Origin of the sequence: Hyphomicrobium sp., from assembly GCF_003987855.1 — a bacterium.
GTDB lineage: Bacteria > Pseudomonadota > Alphaproteobacteria > Rhizobiales > Hyphomicrobiaceae > Hyphomicrobium_B.
Window position 1 is genome coordinate 86,873 of sequence record NZ_RXIZ01000007.1, and the last position, 13,779, is coordinate 100,651.

At 59.6% G+C, this 13,779-nt stretch carries 15 protein-coding genes and 1 riboswitch; of the genes, 11 read left to right on the forward strand and 4 right to left on the reverse strand.

Annotated elements, in window-relative coordinates; all coding sequences use genetic code 11:
• The first annotated feature begins 23 nt into the window (after positions 1-23).
• A riboswitch (TPP riboswitch) is annotated at positions 24-132 on the forward strand.
• A 102-nt stretch (positions 133-234) separates the two neighbouring features.
• From thiC to EKK30_RS05715, 5 genes are all read left to right on the forward strand, one after another.
• The gene (gene thiC / locus EKK30_RS05695) at positions 235-2,151 is read left to right on the forward strand and encodes a phosphomethylpyrimidine synthase ThiC (RefSeq protein WP_290981550.1); all 1,917 of its coding nucleotides are present in this window, start codon (positions 235-237) and stop codon (positions 2,149-2,151) included.
• A gap of 64 nt (positions 2,152-2,215) precedes the next feature.
• Positions 2,216-3,241: a glycosyltransferase family 4 protein gene (locus tag EKK30_RS05700; RefSeq protein WP_290981553.1), complete on the forward strand. Its 1,026-nt coding sequence runs from the start codon at positions 2,216-2,218 to the stop codon at positions 3,239-3,241.
• Positions 3,242-3,297: 56 nt separating this feature from the next.
• Complete coding sequence (locus EKK30_RS05705; protein ID WP_290981556.1) at positions 3,298-3,708, forward strand: hypothetical protein; 411 nt, start codon at positions 3,298-3,300, stop codon at positions 3,706-3,708.
• Between the two features lie 20 nt (positions 3,709-3,728).
• Positions 3,729-4,424: a glutathione S-transferase C-terminal domain-containing protein gene (locus tag EKK30_RS05710; protein ID WP_290981559.1), complete on the forward strand. Its 696-nt coding sequence runs from the start codon at positions 3,729-3,731 to the stop codon at positions 4,422-4,424.
• Between the two features lie 64 nt (positions 4,425-4,488).
• Positions 4,489-5,136 carry a hypothetical protein gene (locus tag EKK30_RS05715; protein WP_290981562.1) on the forward strand — a complete coding sequence of 216 codons (648 nt, stop codon included), beginning with the start codon at positions 4,489-4,491 and terminating at the stop codon, positions 5,134-5,136.
• Between the two features lie 648 nt (positions 5,137-5,784).
• On the opposite strand, the gene EKK30_RS05720 is transcribed toward EKK30_RS05715, so the two are convergent.
• Positions 5,785-7,125, reverse strand: coding sequence for a polysaccharide deacetylase family protein (locus EKK30_RS05720; protein WP_290981565.1), 1,341 nt, complete (start codon positions 7,123-7,125; stop codon positions 5,785-5,787).
• A gap of 219 nt (positions 7,126-7,344) precedes the next feature.
• Between EKK30_RS05720 and EKK30_RS05725 the strand changes: the two genes are divergently transcribed.
• Entirely contained in the window at positions 7,345-7,656 is a 312-nt protein-coding gene (locus EKK30_RS05725) for a hypothetical protein (RefSeq protein ID WP_290981568.1), read from the forward strand.
• A 234-nt stretch (positions 7,657-7,890) separates the two neighbouring features.
• Entirely contained in the window at positions 7,891-8,400 is a 510-nt protein-coding gene (locus EKK30_RS05730) for a polymer-forming cytoskeletal protein (RefSeq protein ID WP_290981570.1), read from the forward strand.
• A 91-nt stretch (positions 8,401-8,491) separates the two neighbouring features.
• Here the strand turns inward: EKK30_RS05730 and EKK30_RS05735 are convergent, their stop codons facing one another.
• Positions 8,492-8,803, reverse strand: a complete 312-nt coding sequence (locus tag EKK30_RS05735; protein WP_290981572.1) for a hypothetical protein — start codon at positions 8,801-8,803, stop codon at positions 8,492-8,494.
• A gap of 180 nt (positions 8,804-8,983) precedes the next feature.
• Between EKK30_RS05735 and EKK30_RS05740 the strand changes: the two genes are divergently transcribed.
• The 3 genes from EKK30_RS05740 (at position 8,984) to EKK30_RS05750 (ending at position 11,811) form a co-directional block, all read left to right on the forward strand.
• Complete coding sequence (locus tag EKK30_RS05740; RefSeq protein WP_290981575.1) at positions 8,984-9,949, forward strand: magnesium transporter CorA family protein; 966 nt, start codon at positions 8,984-8,986, stop codon at positions 9,947-9,949.
• A 521-nt stretch (positions 9,950-10,470) separates the two neighbouring features.
• Complete coding sequence (locus EKK30_RS05745; protein WP_290981578.1) at positions 10,471-11,010, forward strand: septal ring lytic transglycosylase RlpA family protein; 540 nt, start codon at positions 10,471-10,473, stop codon at positions 11,008-11,010.
• A gap of 123 nt (positions 11,011-11,133) precedes the next feature.
• Positions 11,134-11,811 carry a septal ring lytic transglycosylase RlpA family protein gene (locus EKK30_RS05750; protein ID WP_290981581.1) on the forward strand — a complete coding sequence of 226 codons (678 nt, stop codon included), beginning with the start codon at positions 11,134-11,136 and terminating at the stop codon, positions 11,809-11,811.
• On the opposite strand, the gene EKK30_RS05755 is transcribed toward EKK30_RS05750, so the two are convergent.
• Positions 11,790-12,173: a lysozyme inhibitor LprI family protein gene (locus EKK30_RS05755; protein ID WP_290981583.1), complete on the reverse strand. Its 384-nt coding sequence runs from the start codon at positions 12,171-12,173 to the stop codon at positions 11,790-11,792. The genes EKK30_RS05750 and EKK30_RS05755 overlap by 22 nt on opposite strands.
• A 135-nt stretch (positions 12,174-12,308) precedes the next feature.
• On the opposite strand from EKK30_RS05755, the gene EKK30_RS05760 reads away from it, so the two are divergent.
• Positions 12,309-13,196 carry a helix-turn-helix transcriptional regulator gene (locus tag EKK30_RS05760; protein ID WP_290981586.1) on the forward strand — a complete coding sequence of 296 codons (888 nt, stop codon included), beginning with the start codon at positions 12,309-12,311 and terminating at the stop codon, positions 13,194-13,196.
• A gap of 16 nt (positions 13,197-13,212) precedes the next feature.
• Here EKK30_RS05760 and EKK30_RS05765 read toward each other — a convergent pair whose 3' ends face one another.
• Positions 13,213-13,737, reverse strand: coding sequence for a DUF3280 domain-containing protein (locus tag EKK30_RS05765; RefSeq protein ID WP_290981589.1), 525 nt, complete (start codon positions 13,735-13,737; stop codon positions 13,213-13,215).
• Positions 13,738-13,779 lie beyond the last annotated feature (42 nt).

Below are 13,779 nucleotides of genomic sequence, written 5' to 3' on the forward strand. Positions count from 1 at the left end.
GGCTATCGGCGCGACAATGCCATCGTTATTCCGAGGGGCGCCGGTTGTCCGGCTGAGATCGCGTAATGAGCGCGAGCACCCTTCGAACCTGATCCGGGTTATGCCGGCGAAGGGACGGATACGTTGTGGATCACGCCACATCCGCACCTTTCCCGGACAACGCTGTCTAGCGCCTTCGCGCGCGTCGTCGTCGCTGTACGCCTTGAAAGGCGGCAGCCGAGAGGAGCCATCGCTATGAACAAGCCCACGCGCGCCGCCGATATTCAAGCACCGAAAGTCACGGTCGGACCTTTGAGCGCGTCGACGAAAGTTTTCTCATCGCCCGAAGGCCACGACGATGTTCGCGTTCCTTTCCGCGAGATCGCCCTCACCGATGTCAACGAACCCGCGTTCCGCGTGTACGACCCTTCCGGCCCCTACACCGATCCGGCCGCCGCGATCGACGTAGCGAAGGGCTTGCCCCGCATCCGTGACACCTGGATCGCCGAACGCGGCGGCACCGAAGCCTACGATGGCCGGGACGTAAAGCCCGAAGACAACGGCAACGTTTCCGGAGCCCACGCCGCGCGCGTCTTCCCGATCGCGCATCAGCCGCTAAGAGCGGTTTCAATGTCGCCGCTGACGCAATTCGAATATGCCCGCGCCGGCGTCATCACCAAGGAAATGGTCTACGTCGCGCATCGCGAAAATCTCGGCCGCGCAGAAGCATTGGCCCGAGCCAAAGATGCATTAGCCGACGGCGAAAGCTTCGGGGCCGAGATCCCCGAACACATCACGCCGGAATTCGTGCGCTCGGAAATCGCGCGCGGTCGCGCCATCATTCCGGCCAACATCAATCACGGCGAATTGGAGCCGATGATCATCGGCCGCAACTTCCTCGTGAAGATCAACGCCAACATCGGCAACTCGGCCGTGACGTCGTCGGTAGAAGAGGAAGTCGAGAAGATGGTGTGGGCGATCCGCTGGGGCGCCGACACCGTGATGGACCTCTCGACCGGCCGCAACATCCACACCACGCGCGAATGGATCATTCGCAATTCGCCCGTGCCGATCGGCACCGTTCCGATCTACCAAGCCCTGGAAAAATGCGGCGGCGATCCGGTCAAACTGACGTGGGAACTTTATCGCGACACGCTGATCGAGCAGTGCGAGCAAGGCGTCGATTACTTCACCATTCACGCCGGTGTGCGCCTGCCGTTCGTGCCGCTCACCGCCAACCGCGTGACGGGCATCGTTTCTCGCGGCGGCTCGATCATGGCGAAGTGGTGCCTGGCGCATCACAAGGAAAGCTTCCTTTATGAGCGCTTCGATGAAATTTGCGATCTGATGCGCAAGTACGACGTGTCGTTCTCGCTCGGCGATGGTCTTCGTCCCGGCTCGATCGCCGACGCCAACGATCGCGCCCAGTTCGCCGAACTCGAAACGCTGGGCGAGTTGACGAAGATCGCCTGGGACAAGGGCTGCCAAGTCATGATCGAAGGCCCCGGCCACGTGCCGATGCACAAGATCAAGGCCAACATGGACAAGCAGCTCAAAGCCTGCGGCGAAGCTCCGTTCTATACCCTTGGACCGCTGACGACGGACATCGCGCCGGGCTACGACCACATTACGTCGGGCATCGGGGCTGCGATGATCGGCTGGTTCGGAACCTCGATGCTTTGCTACGTTACGCCGAAAGAGCACCTCGGGCTTCCCAACCGCGACGACGTGAAGGTTGGCGTCATCACCTACAAGATCGCGGCCCACGCCGCTGACCTGGCGAAGGGGCACCCCGCTGCGCAGCTTCGCGATGACGCTCTCTCACGCGCGCGGTTTGAATTCCGCTGGCAGGACCAGTTCAATCTGTCGCTCGATCCCGACACGGCGATGTCGTTCCACGACGAGACGCTGCCGAAGGACGCCCACAAGGTCGCGCACTTCTGCTCGATGTGCGGCCCGAAATTCTGCTCGATGAAGATCACCCAGGACGTCCGCGACTATGCCGCAACCCTGAACGATCCGGCGTTGCGATCCATTGCTGGCCCCGACATCGCATCGGCAGACGCCGGAATGGCGCAAATGAGCGCCAAATTTCGCGAGATGGGAGGCGCCCTATACATCGATCAGGCCCCTTCTCTGCTTACCAACGATAAAGAAACCGCGCCTAAGTAGCCCGTTTCTTAATATCGCTGGCTTATAGTCGCCCTCGGGATTCGACTGTCTCGGAGGGGCGTCTTTGAATTTTGCGGTTCTTTTGGCGAAGGGCAAGTTCGTCGACGAATTGGCCGGCTTTCGCCGCGAAGATGGCCCACGAAAAGAGTTCGTGGAGATCGCGACGGCGCTGAACGCCGACGTGTCGTCCTATACCTCGGCCGCCGCGCGTCGCGGCAGCTGGTTCACTCGCATTTTTCAAAGCCGTCCGGCCTGGGGATCGGCCGCCGACATGGCGCTGCGCATCGGCCGTTACAAGCGGGTCTACGTCACCGGCGAAGAAGTGGGATTCAGGCTCGCGTTGTTTCTGGCGCTCAGATTTTCCCGCGAGCGCATTGTCTGCGTCGTTCACAACTTCACGCCGATGTGGTCGCGCGTGCTTCGCGTGATGGGCCATCGCCCCTTCGCTGCTCTCATAACGGTGTGCTCGACCCAACGCCAAGCGCTGATCGACGCCGGCATTCCGCCCGATAAAGTGATAAACGTCGCGAACTGGATCGATGACAAATACTTCTCACCCACATTTAGTGCGGATGGAAAATCGTTCGTCGCCTCAGGGGCAGAAAACAGAGACTACGCCACCCTCGAAAAAGCCGCTGCGCAAGTCGAGAGCGACGTCTTCGTCTTCGGTCATGGCTTCCATGTAAGCGGTATCGCGGGCGAAGCTGCCGATCGCAACCGCCCGAAGAACTACCACTTGATGCCTCGCGTGCCGTTCGATGAGCTCCGGCGCTACTATGCCGAGGCGCGCGCGATCGTGGTCCCGGTCAATGATGTTTCGTATGCGGCCGGTGTCACCGGCCTCGTCGAGGCGATGGCCATGGGCAAACCGGTCATCGTCAGCCGCTCACGCGGGATCTCGGACTACCTCGACGGTCCCCTCGGTTACGTCGTCGACGTCGCCGATCCGCAGGGGCTCGCGAAAGCCATGCGCGAAACCGAACAGCGTGCTGACCTCAAGCAAATCGGTGAACGAAATCGCGAATGGGCCGTACAGAACTGCTCTCTCGATGGATATGTAGCGCGAATTGCGGATATCATGCGGAAATAGCACCGCGATAACGGCAGTCGAAAACATGGAATCGCGGGCAATTGAGGGGGATTGCCATGGGATTGAAGATTTATCAGCTCGGCGAATTGTTCGGGATCTTCCTGCTTCTCGGATCGACCGCGATGCAGATGTTCTACCTCGATCCCTTGAAGCGCGAGATCGAATGGCGGCTCGCGGCGTTCAGCACCCAGCAATCGGCCCAAGTCCAGATCAAAGCCATTTACGATAATCGCATCGAGGTGCTGCAAGCCGTCAATGCGCCGCCGGAAAAGATCGCTGGGGCGCAGGCCGCGCGCGACGAGACCCTAAGCCGTTTCAAGACGTCGGACGCAGATATCTCCGACTTCATGATCGCGAAGGAAGGCGTCGAGGACAATCTCCAATACATCGTGCTGGCGTTATTTGCTTTCGGCACATTGCTGGCCGGTTTCGGCCGGGCCATGGAAATGCGTTCGCATCGGAGTTGAGCGACTGGAGCCTCGAGATAATGCTGACGCTATATTCTTATCCGACGCTGTTCGGTGTCGCCGATAACAACGGATACGGCCTCAAGGTCTATGCGTTTCTGAAGCTCGCGGGCGTCGCGTTCCGACAAGAACACATATTCGATGCGTCTTCTGCGCCGCGTGGACAGCTCCCTTATATCGTCGACGGCAGCGATACGGTCGGAGACAGCAGCGCCATCATCGCATTCGTCGAACGCAAGTACGGCGTTGTCTTAGACGCGGCGCTGACGCCGGACCAACGCGACACAGATCTTCTCGTCTCCCGCCTGCTCGACGATCTCTATTGGGTGATGTCTTATTCGCGTTGGAAGGACGGGCGCTACTGGGAGCAATTTCGCGATGCGCTCTTACGCGAACACCCGCAATTGACGGCAGAAGGCCTGATGGCGGCCAAAGAATTCAATGCCAAGCGCTACTATTATCAGGGAATAGGCCGCTATGAACCGGACGATGCCATGGGGCGCGGCCTGGAAGACCTTCAGGTGCTGGCCAATCTGGTCCCCGAGAGCGTATTCGTCCATGGCCCATCGCCGTCCAGCATAGACGCAGCCATCTATGGCTTCGTCGCCAACATTTATTTCTACGATATCGACACCCCGCTGAAAAAATTCGTCGTTGCGCACGAGAACCTCGTTCGTCATTGCCGCGCGATCCACGAGGCCATCAGCCAAGCTTAAGGGCCACAGTCCGACTGTGGTCACAACGACAGGATAGGCCTTCTCGAAAACAGGAAGGTGTTGCATGCGATCGCTGCTGACCCTATTCGCTCTCCTTTGCGCACTGCCCGCACTGGCAAATGCTCAAAATCCTGGACAAGGCGATGCCGCCCCAGCGCCGACCGTCATCTCGCCCATCTTCGGGCAGCTCGTGATGTTTACGCTGCCCTCCGACTTCGTGACCGTCTTCGAGCAGCCCACCGCGGGCAGCTACATTCGCGAAGCCGTCTTGAAAGGTGAGACCGTCGACAAGTGGTCTCAGATGATCACCGTAACTGGCGCGAAAGGTCTCGCGGAAAAGCCGGGCATGGCTGCACAGTATTTCGCGGCTCAGCTAGCAGCCGGCTTCCAGAAGGCCTGCCCTACCACGTTCGCGGTAAAGCCGCTTGGACCAACAAGCATCAGCGGAGAGGACGCGTTCGTAGCGATCGCGAGTTGCGGCAAAGTCGGTGCGAGCGCTGAACAGCACAGCGAGACTGCACTCATCGTTGCCATCAAGGGCAAGACCGACGTCTACACCGTCCAATGGGCGGAACGCACGCCGTCGAACGCGGAGAACCTCACCATCGACGAGAGCAAATGGAAATCGCGCCTCGACCGGCTCGCACCGATACGCCTGTGCCCGATCGTACCAAACGAGAAACCGCCGTATCCAAGTTGCGTCAGCAAATAAGCTGACGCTGGGCTTAACAAATCGTCATGAAACGACGGCTTTTCAAATCGGCCGAACAATGCGAGCCTCTATCTATCTTTCAACAACAGAGAGGAGGTGATCCGATGTCGAGTGGGATCTTGAGGCGGACGATGTCGTGGTCGCTCAGGCTTGCATCCGGAACTCTCCTGGAGTGCGCCTAAGACCTAAGCGGCAGGTTTGCACTCCGCTTTCAGAACGATGATCTCACGGGGCCGCTTTCACGAGCGGCCCTTTCTTTTTTCCGGAGTGCACGTCAATCCACAGCTCAATCATCCGGGGACTGAGTATTCCCTTCGTTGTATCCGGAACGCAACAGGCAGGCGGATTCAACCCGCTTTGATTCGTTTTCGGTGGATCAACTCCGGAAGCTCACATAGCCTCGCGAGCGTGGGCAGTCGATCGGGGGGTCGGCTGAGGGGAACAAGCCCACGTGATGCCGGAAACGCCATGCGCTGATTATCAGCGTCAGCATGTGGCGAGCGCCCAAGAAATGCGTCACTGCGCTGTCATGCGCTCGGACAAAAAACTTGGTTTGCGGCGGGCCCGGGGGGGCCTTACAGGGCGTCCAAAAAGAAATGGGCGGCACTTCAGTGCCGTCCATTTCTTTTTACCAGAATGGCGAAACGTCTATTCGCCGAACCAGAATTTCCAGGTTTCCTTCAGCTTCTCCGAGATCGATTTCGGCGGCTGCGTCGCGTGCGCTGCGCTGGCGACGTCGACGGTGCTCACAGGAGAGCTCGCCGGGGTCTCAGAAATAGTCGCGTGCGACCCACCCACGGTTTTGACCGGTGAATCAACCGCGGCAACGCTGACGACGGGCGATGGCGCAGGCGAAGCTTGAGCCGCCGAAGCAGGAGCCGGTGATGGAACAGGCTTGCTGTCTGCCGATTTACTCGCGGTTATCGTTGCCGGCACGGCCTCGACAGCGGACTGCTTGCCCGGCGTCGCCGGAGCCGCGGAGGGTTCCGAAGATTTCGGCGCAACGGGGAACGAAGGAACGGACGGCACCGGTGGAGCTGCAGATGCCGCATCTGGAGTCGGCGCTGACGGCAATCCTTCCGGCTCTCCTCCCGCAGATGAAGCCTCGCTGGTCGGCGGAGTGCCTCCAACCGTTTTTACGATGCTCGATACCGGGCGCTCGGCGCCGACCTGAGGCAGGCCCTTGGCTTCCTTTTCGATCGCCTGATCGTATTCGGCCAGCGTCGTGACCTGACCTTTGGCCGTCATATGCACGATCTTGTAGCCCTTGGCCTTCAACTCGGCGAGCAGCATCGGGACGGCCTTCGCGGTCGTCTTATGGATGTCGTGCATCAGGATGATGCCCTTGCCTCGCTTGTCGAGCTTTTGCATCACCGACTTCACGAGGTGATCAGCCGTTTGCGGCTTGAAATCGAAGCTGTCGATGTCGGTCGAGAAGATCGCGATGTTGCGTTTTCCCAGATAAGCGACTGCCTCTGGCGTATCGACGAGCGTCGGAAAGCGGAAAAATGGTGCCACGGCGCCGCCGACGGCACGATGCACGCCGCTGACGCCGCGCTCGATCTCGTCCTTGGCATCATCGAACGATTTGAGCTTCGCGAGGGCCTTATGGCTCCAGGTGTGGGTGCCGACCGTATTCCCGGCCTTGGCCACCTCGCGAATGATCTCCGGATAGCCGAGCGCCATCTTGCCGATGGAGAAGAACGTCCCCTTCACACACTCGTCGTTGAGCGCCTTGAGGACGGCTTCAGTGGTGTACTTCTGGGGACCATCATCGAACGTCAGGACCACTTCCTTGTCCTGCAGGAAGTCATAGGCCTTGTAGTGCTCCATTCCGAAGCCGGGGCCGCCGGTCGTATCGATCTCGACCGTCCGCGACACACCGAGCGTTCCGGCGCGCGGGCAAGTCGCGACCTCCTCTGCGAACGCGGGGGGCAACCCGAGAAGCGCTATCCAGCAAATGGCAAGCCCCGCCCGGCGAATGACCATGTCGTCCTCCCGTTTTTTGTTAACTGAAGGTAGCAGACTCCCTCCCGCTCGAAAGCCCAGCGTTGAAAATTCTGGGATCCGTCGCATTACGGCGTCACTGATTGGATCAAAACGAGCATATTAGGCATTGTCCGGGCTTTTGCCGCATGGAACATTGCGAACCAAAAGTGCATTCCGGCGTTTCGACGCCGTAAGAACAGGAACAGGAACCGTATTGTCATGACGGCATTTTCTCGTAGCCTCGCCGCTGCAATTGCAGCCTCTGCAGCTGTCTTCTGCGGTTCGGCCGCAAACGCGTTGCCGGTCGCCAAAGCCGGGATATCCAGCCATCAGTCCGGCGTCATTACGGTCGGCGACCGTTATGATGGACGCTATCACCGGCGCTACTATGGCGGACGCAACGTCGTCCGGGCGCCGTTCACGCGAGTCGAGAGCGGCCGCCGCACGGTGGTCGATGCCCCGTTCGCACACGTCTACAGCGGTCGGCACGGCACGCATGTGGTGGCGCCTTTCGTTGATCTTTGGCGCTAGGCGCCTCAGCCAAACCAAGGAATAACATCGCGGGCTGCCCGACCGGCGGCCCGCTTCTTTATGATGGCATTTCATGACCTGCGTCCGGCAAAATCTCGTTGGCGGAGAGACGAATAGGAGCTGAAACAATCCTGGCCTACCGGCCGACTTGGACATAATGTACCCAAACTCGCGTGATGAGACTGCTTGAGCGGGACGGGCCAAAGCAGTTCTTTTTTTGTTGGGGGTATAGAGATGTTCAACCGCGTAGCGACGCCGGATCCTCGCGTTGCAGAGCCAGCTAAAACTTTGACGCCGCAAGCACCATCGATCCCTACGATGACGCCAATCAAGACGCCGGCTCCGCCGCTTTTCGGTTCGCCCATCCAGCAGCAATCCGCGGCCGCATCTATCGATGCTCCAACCTCTGTCCTCGGTCAGGACATCACGATTTCCGGCCAACAGCTCGTCATCAAGACCAAAGGTTCGCTGTTAATCGCCGGACATATCCAAGGCGACGTTCACGGTGAGACCGTCACGGTCGGCGAGACAGGCAGCGTCGTCGGCACGATCACCGCCCGCACCATCACAGTCCAGGGAGAGGTGAGCGGCGCTCTCAAGGGCACATCGGTGAACCTCAACGCGACATCACGCGTCGACGGCGACATCGTCAAGCAGACGCTGTCGATCGACGAAGGCGCTCAATTCGACGGCAGCGTTCGCCGCGCGAAGGACGTGAGCGAAGTCACCCCAGACCTCGGCTAACATCTAAGCTTTCGGGCATACACGCGGTGATGTTCGCTTTCGGCGATCATCACCATTTCCGCATTGTCCCTGCGCTGTCCTCGCCGGCTTATTAGTAGAAGCCGCGGCCGGGAACAGGCGTGACCTCGCTGCAGGTCTCCTTGATCCGGATGTCCTGACCGACGAACCGGCACAGCCGCTGCTTCACCATAGGGTTGTTCCGAACTTCCGCGGCTGACGCCGAGAACCCGTATTCGCGCGCCACTTGCGCGACGAGCGCATCCTGGCAATAGGGCGTCGACAACCACGAGCCCTGGACGAGCTGAAACCCATTCTTGCACGGAATTTCAGCCTCCGCCGCGGGCGCGAGACTGCCGAGGACTGCGCCAGCCGTCGCTGCGACGATCATCATTCGTGAAGACATGAGAATCGCTCCAATTGGAAAGCCAAGCCGTCATATCGGACTTACGGCCCGTGGACAAACGGACCGAACCCAAACTCGGCTATTTGCTAGAGTTGCCCACGGCCAAACGTCGTGAAAATGCCTTCCGCCTGATGATATCGGACGATCCAGTCCCCACGCATGACGCAATGAGGTTGATCAATGATAACGGTCTATGACGCCGTAGGCAGCAAGCTGATCCAGCGCGGCGATATGGGTGATCTTGCGTCGGCGGTCTGGATTGACCTCGTAAACCCCGGTGACGACGAAGATAAAGTTATCGAGCAGGCGCTCGGCATAGAAATTCCGACCCGGTCCGAGATGCGCGAGATCGAAGCCTCGAACCGCTTCTATACCGAAAACGGCGCCTACTACATGACCAGCATCATTCTGCACCACAACGGCCAGGAAGTGCCGCTGACATCGGTCATCACCTTTATCCTATCCGGCGTCCATCTGATCACTGTGCGGTATGCGGAACCGCGCGCTTTTCCGATTTATGTCGCCCGCGCCGCAAAAGGTGACGTCGATTGCGTGACGGGTGCAGGCGTCATGGTCGGGCTGGTGGAGATGCTTATCGAAAGGGAAGCTGACCTCATCGAGCGCGTGCAGGACGAGGTTGAGCGTATCGCCCCGCTCGTATTTGGCCAAAAGGGTCAGAACTCCCATAACCGCCGTCTCGACGTGTTACTGCGGACAGTGGGAAAGGAGGGCGACATCATCGCCCGAGCCCAGGAAAGTGCCAATTCGCTGCATCGCCTGTCGCTCTACTTCGCCAATGCCGCGCGCGAACGCAAAGACGACCCGCGCGTGGTCGGCCGTATCGAAGCTTCCAACCACGACATCCTGTCATTGATGGAGAGCATGCGGTTCCTGTCTTCGCGCACGAATTTCCTTCTCGATGCGACCCTCGGCATGATCTCCACCGAGCAGAACCAGATCATCAAACTGTTCTCGGTGATGGCGGTGATGCTGATGCCGCCGACGCTTGTCGCATCGATCTACGGCATGAACTTCAAGAACATGCCCGAATTGGATTTTCCCTACGGATATCCAATGGCTCTTGTCCTGATGTTCATTTCAGGCCTGGTGCCCTTCATCTACTTCAAGAGGAAGGGTTGGCTTTAAGCGCGAGCGGAAGCCCACCATCGCCTCTCCACACGCGGACAAGCGGTCGGCTGAAACGCCTTCCCAAAGAACCCATCGTAGTTAATTGTTTGGTAAACGAAATCTGCCGATCGGCAGCGTTATGGTTCTCGTTCCGTCAACATCCGTCGAATTCTGCGACCTGGCGTCGCGCAACCTAAAAGTGCAGTTAAAATTGACGATACTTTTCCGAGAGTTACCAATTATGGTTAAAATGAGATAGCATCCATGGGTTGACCGCAGAGCTCCAGCGGTGCTCGTTGCGCTCTGCCAGGACGGGGGTTAACCCCAGTCAACAGCACGAGCAGCAGTAAGAACTGGGTTCTGGAGTTCAGTTACGGGTCACACTGGGGTTTCCAACTACGGGCTACTTTCTCCCAACTTGAAGAACGGTGCCGCCACCGAGGCGGTTGATCCGTGATCGCCGAAGTCAGCTGATCACGGCGGGGGAAACCGCTCATTCGACCCGAAACCACTGCTGCTCCTAGATGAAGGAGTGCACTATGCGTTCGACGTTTGCCGCAGCGGCAATTGCGTTGGTGGGGATCACGGCTGCTGCCATGCCCGCAGACGCCCATTCCAGGTGCGAAGGATCACGCTACGCGTGCAGCTCGCATCACAAAGCCAAGACGGTGTATCGCCAATCTTCTTACAAGTCGTACCACAAGCACACGAACTCCCGGTACGCCTATAAGACGTCCCGGAAGAACTATGCACAGGGTGCGTCGCGTAAACGCCACTATGCGAGCGGCGGCGGCGGCAGCGCCGGCGGCGGCATGGCATCCTACTACTGGCAGGGCCAGCAGACCGCATCGGGCGCCCGCTTCAATCCCGATGGCCTGACGGCTGCCCATCGTTCTCTGCCGTTCGGCACGCGCGTCCGCGTGACCAACCAGTCGAACGGCCAGTCGGTCGTCGTCGTCATCAACGATCGTGGACCGTTCGTCGGCGGCCGCGTCATCGATCTCTCCCGCGGCGCTGCCCGGGCGATCAGCATGACGGGCGCGGGCGTTGCCCGGGTTTCGCTGCAAGTCCTGAACTAATCAGAGGTTTATGCTCTGAATTCTCCTCGGGAGGCGTTGATAAGCAGCGTCTCCCGACGTTTTTTCGCCATTGGAATCGTCATACTCGCTAAACGTTCGGGGACAGTTCCGGGGGGAATTTGCGTGCGCCGAAGCATTCGCGTTGCTTATATCTTTGCATTGACGACTCCGGCCATTTGCTCCGCAGCGGTTTCGTCTCAGGCCCAATCCCTGTCCGACGCCCAAGCTTCGTTCGCCGGTTTGACGTCTCCACCCGCCCCCGCAGCGCCCGTTGCGGCCGCCGTGGGCACATGGTCGACCGTCACCGCAGCCGACCCGCCCAAGCCCGCAGCGGCATCCCCGCAGTTTGATCATTGGCAGGCCAAGATCACGTTTTTGAAGCCGTCGTTCGCGGCGCAGAAAAAAGCCGCAACGCCTACATCGGTCCCAATTACGCACAGCATGGACGGACTTGCCTCGTATTACGGCAAAGGCAAGCTGACGGCGACGGGCGAGACCTTCAATCCTGCCGACCTGACAGCTGCCCATAGGACCCTGCCGTTCGGCACCCGAGTGCGGGTAACGCGTGTTGATACGGGACAGAGTATCATTGTCCGCATCAACGATCGTGGCCCGTTCAAGCCTGGACGGGTCATCGACCTTTCACAACGTGCTGCCGAGGATTTGCGCATTACCGACAAGGGGCTCGCCGCCGTCAAGCTCGAGGTGGTCGATCGGGACGTTCCGGGAAGTGCCGTACCCGCGCCCGCCCCTGAGCCCCATCTTGTCGAGAACGTCGCTCAGCGCTCGCTGCGCCGGTAAGCCTCCTCAAGGCGGGATTCCAGCACGCTGATCTGGTCAAGATAGGCGCCGCGAATGCATTCGGTGTCACGGCCGCAGCTATCGCGCGCATCGAGGAACTGCCGCTGGTAGGTCTTCAGGTCATTTCGTTGATAACGATTGCCATAGGCAGCTTTCAGATCGGCGTAGAGCGCGTTCATGCGCTCATCAAGCGAAGAGAGGCGATCACTCCCGCAGATCGCCCGCTCGGATGCGTAGCGGGCATCCCGGCAGTCGAACTCCTGCGCACCTGCTGGACGAACACTCGTCGCCATGGCCGCCAGCGCCAACAGCGCCGCCGCCGAAACGCCCGCCGCCAATTTCAAGGTAACCGTATCCGACATGATGCCCCTCTTCGTGTTCGCACTTACTCCAAGTGCGGCATCGCCCCAGCGGCGACGTCAGGAAGAGTGCCCAATTCCGAACCGAAAGATGAGGCCGTTAACCCCTAGCGGGCGGCAATCGGAAGAAGGCGGAAAATGACCTCGGATTCCGATTGCTTCCAATCGGTAAAAATCGGTAATTTCCAGCAACGGCGGCCGCGCCCGCTCCACTCACATCCTTTGGTCATGAAGAAAGCTGCCGTCCCGCTCCCGCCCGCCACCACGCGCTCCGAGGCGCTCGAGCGCGTCAAGACCGCGATGGTCGAGAAGAAGTTGACGCAAGCCGAACTTGCCGATGCCGCCGACTGCCACGAGAAGACGATTCAGAACCTGCTCGGCGGGCGTTCCGTACGCGATCAAACACTCTTCGATGTGTGCATGGTGCTGGGCCTCGACTTTCACGGCCTGCGCGATGCCTGGCATGGCGAAACGGTCGCGGTGGAGAGCGTCAACGGCCCGCTCGAGCTCAAGGGCCATGGCGGCGGCATCGCGCCGATCTATATGGGCGCTTACACTCAGGCGGCCGTCGATCACTACATCGGCAGCTATCTGACGCTTCGCCGGTCCTTCTCCCTGCCCGACACGATCGTGGCTTACCGCACCGACATCAGTTGGGACCCGGAATGGCCGAGCCTTCTGTTCCAGGAACGCGATCGCCCTGACGCATCCTATGCGCACCGCGGCCGGCTTTACATTCCCGCTTCAGCCAGTTTCATCCACCTCGTCTCCCTGACGAAGGGTGCAATGCGCATGGTGGTGGTTTCCCAACTCGATCGCGCCGGCGAGATGCGCGGCATCATCACGACGCTCTATAAGCAGCGCGCCTCATTCATTCCCGTGGCGACGGCTATCCTCTACGCCCAGCGCCAGAACTTCGATGGCTGTCCATTAGGCGAAATCACGCCGAAGGTTTCGGCGTACGAAGAATACAAGCGTCTGCTTGATGAAACGGTCACCGAGGGTTACGCGCACCTCGTCGGCTGACGTTGGCCGGCAAGACCTATGATTTCTGCTCAAAGAAATAATTGTCGAGCAGGTACTTCAAGCTCCGCGACCAGGACTGGTCCGTGTTGCCGCGAATGTCGACGCTCTTGATGTAGACGTACTTATCGCTCGCCACGTCGGCGACGTAGACGTTCATATTGAGGATCAGGTTCGAGACCTTCTGGACCACGATCCACGCCACCCGGTCGGCCTTGAGCGTCCTGCCGTAATCGGCCTCGCATCCGCCGCAATGACCGAGCGGCTGACCCCGATTGACCTTGGACAGCATCTCCTCCGGCACCTGTACGATCTCATAGTGGCCAGAGGCTGCGAGCGTTGATGTGAATTGCTTGCCGATTGCCGCCATTCGGCTTTGCTCGGCATCGGTGGTCGGCTCCAAGCCTTCATTATCGTTCTGCAGCAGAACGCCCAGGAATGCGAGGCGTGTTGGCGTCGGCTCAGCCGATACGGTGGCCGCACTGAGGATCGGCACCAGAAGAGCGACCATTAGGGCAGTGACGATACGCAAGGGTCGGAACATGGAAGGAACCTCGTTCATAAGGTCCCAACGGTTCGACGCGAC

Excerpts from the sequence above, each read along its gene's own strand:
- thiC (WP_290981550.1), top strand. The coding sequence starts at position 235 with ATGAACAAGCCCACGCGCGCCGCCGATATTCAAGCACCGAAAGTCACG.
- EKK30_RS05705 (WP_290981556.1), top strand. The coding sequence starts at position 3,298 with ATGGGATTGAAGATTTATCAGCTCGGCGAATTGTTCGGGATCTTCCTG.
- EKK30_RS05710 (WP_290981559.1), top strand. The coding sequence starts at position 3,729 with ATGCTGACGCTATATTCTTATCCGACGCTGTTCGGTGTCGCCGATAAC.
- EKK30_RS05715 (WP_290981562.1), top strand. The coding sequence starts at position 4,489 with ATGCGATCGCTGCTGACCCTATTCGCTCTCCTTTGCGCACTGCCCGCA.
- EKK30_RS05720 (WP_290981565.1), bottom strand. The coding sequence starts at position 7,125 with ATGGTCATTCGCCGGGCGGGGCTTGCCATTTGCTGGATAGCGCTTCTC.
- EKK30_RS05725 (WP_290981568.1), top strand. The coding sequence starts at position 7,345 with ATGACGGCATTTTCTCGTAGCCTCGCCGCTGCAATTGCAGCCTCTGCA.
- EKK30_RS05730 (WP_290981570.1), top strand. The coding sequence starts at position 7,891 with ATGTTCAACCGCGTAGCGACGCCGGATCCTCGCGTTGCAGAGCCAGCT.
- EKK30_RS05735 (WP_290981572.1), bottom strand. The coding sequence starts at position 8,803 with ATGTCTTCACGAATGATGATCGTCGCAGCGACGGCTGGCGCAGTCCTC.
- EKK30_RS05740 (WP_290981575.1), top strand. The coding sequence starts at position 8,984 with ATGATAACGGTCTATGACGCCGTAGGCAGCAAGCTGATCCAGCGCGGC.
- EKK30_RS05745 (WP_290981578.1), top strand. The coding sequence starts at position 10,471 with ATGCGTTCGACGTTTGCCGCAGCGGCAATTGCGTTGGTGGGGATCACG.
- EKK30_RS05755 (WP_290981583.1), bottom strand. The coding sequence starts at position 12,173 with ATGTCGGATACGGTTACCTTGAAATTGGCGGCGGGCGTTTCGGCGGCG.
- EKK30_RS05760 (WP_290981586.1), top strand. The coding sequence starts at position 12,309 with ATGACCTCGGATTCCGATTGCTTCCAATCGGTAAAAATCGGTAATTTC.
- EKK30_RS05765 (WP_290981589.1), bottom strand. The coding sequence starts at position 13,737 with ATGTTCCGACCCTTGCGTATCGTCACTGCCCTAATGGTCGCTCTTCTG.